The organism is Lentzea indica (assembly GCF_012184385.1).
GTDB classification, from domain to species: Bacteria; Actinomycetota; Actinomycetes; order Mycobacteriales; family Pseudonocardiaceae; genus Lentzea; species Lentzea indica.
This window is the reverse complement of the sequence record NZ_VSRL01000488.1, coordinates 1-2347: the sequence shown is the minus strand read 5'-3', so window position 1 is coordinate 2347 and position 2347 is coordinate 1. Positions and strand designations below refer to the sequence as shown.

Genomic DNA, 2347 nt, shown 5'->3' with positions numbered 1-2347 from the left:
AGCTCGTGAGCGAGACGCGCTGGCGAGCCTGCCGCGCGGCAGGCTCACCGGTCTGCCCGACGCGCCGGACGTGCTGCCGAAGCCGGAGATCCGCATCGACGCGCAGTGGTCCGTCTGCGACACGCTCGACCTGGACGAGTTCCGCGAGAACCAGGCGGCGGAGAACCAGATCAAGACCTCCGTGATCGCCGGCGTGAGCGGCGGCAACCCGGAGCTCGGCGACGAGGCGGTGCTGGTCCAGCAGCGCACGGGCGCGAAGAAGGCGTACCTGATCTACAAGAAGCCCAACAGCCTGCGCGACATCTCGTCGTCGACGGTGCGGGCCGAGGTGGACCTCAAGAACGACAAGGTGATGAACGCCCTGAACCTGAAGGGCAAGCAGCCGAGGGCGATCAGCACGGCGATGCTGAACGCGATCCCCGAGGTCGCTCCCCTGATCGCGCCGGTCATCCAGGACCAGGGCAAGCAGGCGGACTACGTCACCGAGACGAAGGTGAACATCGGCGAGGTCGTCGAGGTCAACCTGACCGGCAAGGCGACCTACATGGTGGCGCTGAAGGACGGTTTCCAGGACGTCGACCAGACCGTGGGCGACCTGCTCCGCTGGGCGTACGCGAACAACAAGAAGCCGATCCAGCTCTCGCCGAGCGCGATCTCGGACCACAAGGACCCGAAGAACCCGCTCAAGCTCGACTCGTACCCGGCGAAGATCCCGACCACGCTCGAGGCCAACGCCAACAACACCGTGGTGTGCCTGGGCTGGAAGGCCGACAACTTCACGGAGCAGACCAAGGCCGAGCACACCTCGGTGACGATCGGCTCCAAGTTGCCCGGCCCCAAGGAGATGACCCCGGTCGAGCTGAACGCACCCGGTGCGGCCGGCGAGATCATCGACCAGTTCCTGATGCTGCCCGGCAAGGCCGCGGTCGTGCGGGCGAGCCAGGGCAAGGGCGACTTCGGGACCGGTCCGGTACAGGTCGTCACCGGCCGGGGTGTCCGCTACGGCGTCCCGGACGCGGCCACGGCGACGGCGCTGGGGCTCGACGGGACGTTCCCGCCGGCACCGAACCAGATCCTGAGCCTGTTGCCGATGGGACCGCAGCTCAACAAGAACGAGGCGAACCGCAGCTACGACGCGATTCCGGCACCGAAGGGCACGATCAAGGATCCGCAGTCCACTCAGAAGTAGCGGAACCGCTCCGGGTGCATCACCGTCGAATGCACGCAAAAGCACTCGGAAGTGTCGTTAGGGGACAGTCGTGGCCGGTCGCATCAGTGTCGATCCAGAGTGGTTGGAGTCCTACGCCGACCGGATCGACGGCACGACGGACGATCTGAGGCGGGTGCGGGACGCCATGAAGGTGTCCCCGCTGCGCCCGCAGTCGTTCGGCGAGATCGGCAGAACCGTGGGCACCGCCCAGGGCTACGCGCGTGCGGCCGAGCTGCTCAACTCGCAGCTCGCCCGCGCCTGCGACACGCTCGACGCTGCCGCGAAGGGACTGCACGCCGTCGCCAAGCAGTACGGGTACCAGGACGACGAGAGCGTGCATCTGATCAAGAAGGCCGACCGGCGGTAGGGGGAGCTGTGGTGGCCAAGGACGGCAGGCAGATCGCGGCCGAGGTCGGTCCCGAGCTCGACTACCTCTCGCAGGTGAGCCGCAAGCTCGGTGTCGTGGACCTCGTGCACGACTTCTTCGACCCGCTCGTGGGCGACTGGAACGACCTGCGCGAGGAAGCCGAACGCTGGCGCAAGGCGGCGAAGGTGACCGAGGCGGTCAACAAGCACGTCACGGCACCGCTGGGCGGGGTCGACGCGCGGTGGGAGGGCAAGGACGCCGACGCGTTCCTCGACCACATGCGCAAGGTGGGGCTCGCGGGCGGCGACATGTCCGACGCGATGAACGCGATGGCGGACGCGCTGGAGGAGACCGCGGACGGCGTTCGCGACATCGTGCAGGACATGGCGCACGTGCTCGCCGACGCCGCGGACTCGGTGTCCGGCACGGCGGCGCTGCCCCTGGAGGGCGACCAGCGCGCGATCAAGCACATCGAGGAGCTCAAGGACCCGGTCCGCGAGCTGCACGAGTCCGCGCGGCAGGTGCTGGAGGCGTTCCTCAAGCTGTGCGACGGGGTTTCCGGTGAGGCCGGAGCCTTCGGTGCCGTGCGGATGGAGCACAAGTACCCCGAGCAGAACTGGACGTACACGGCGCCTGCCAAGCCGGAGACGAAGCTGCCGGAACCGGCCAAGGCGTCCGCCACGGCCGCCGCGGGCACCGGTGGCGGTGCTTCACCCGGCGGTGGCGGCGGTGGTGTCGGCGCCGGCGGAGTCGGTTCGGTCGCGCTCCGG

General features: G+C 68.6%; 3 protein-coding genes. All 3 read left to right on the top strand.

Annotation, left to right across the window (positions count from 1 at the left end; genetic code table 11):
• The coding region (gene eccB, locus FXN61_RS48805; RefSeq protein WP_167980547.1) for a type VII secretion protein EccB at window positions 1-1189 on the top strand (1189 nt) is incomplete at its 5' end.
• A gap of 70 nt (window positions 1190-1259) precedes the next feature.
• Window positions 1260-1577 (top strand): type VII secretion target, encoded by a 318-nt coding sequence (locus FXN61_RS48800; RefSeq protein WP_167980546.1) that lies wholly within the window; start codon window positions 1260-1262, stop codon window positions 1575-1577.
• 11 nt (window positions 1578-1588) lie between these two features.
• The coding region (locus tag FXN61_RS48795) for a WXG100 family type VII secretion target (RefSeq protein ID WP_167980545.1) at window positions 1589-2347 on the top strand (759 nt) is incomplete at its 3' end.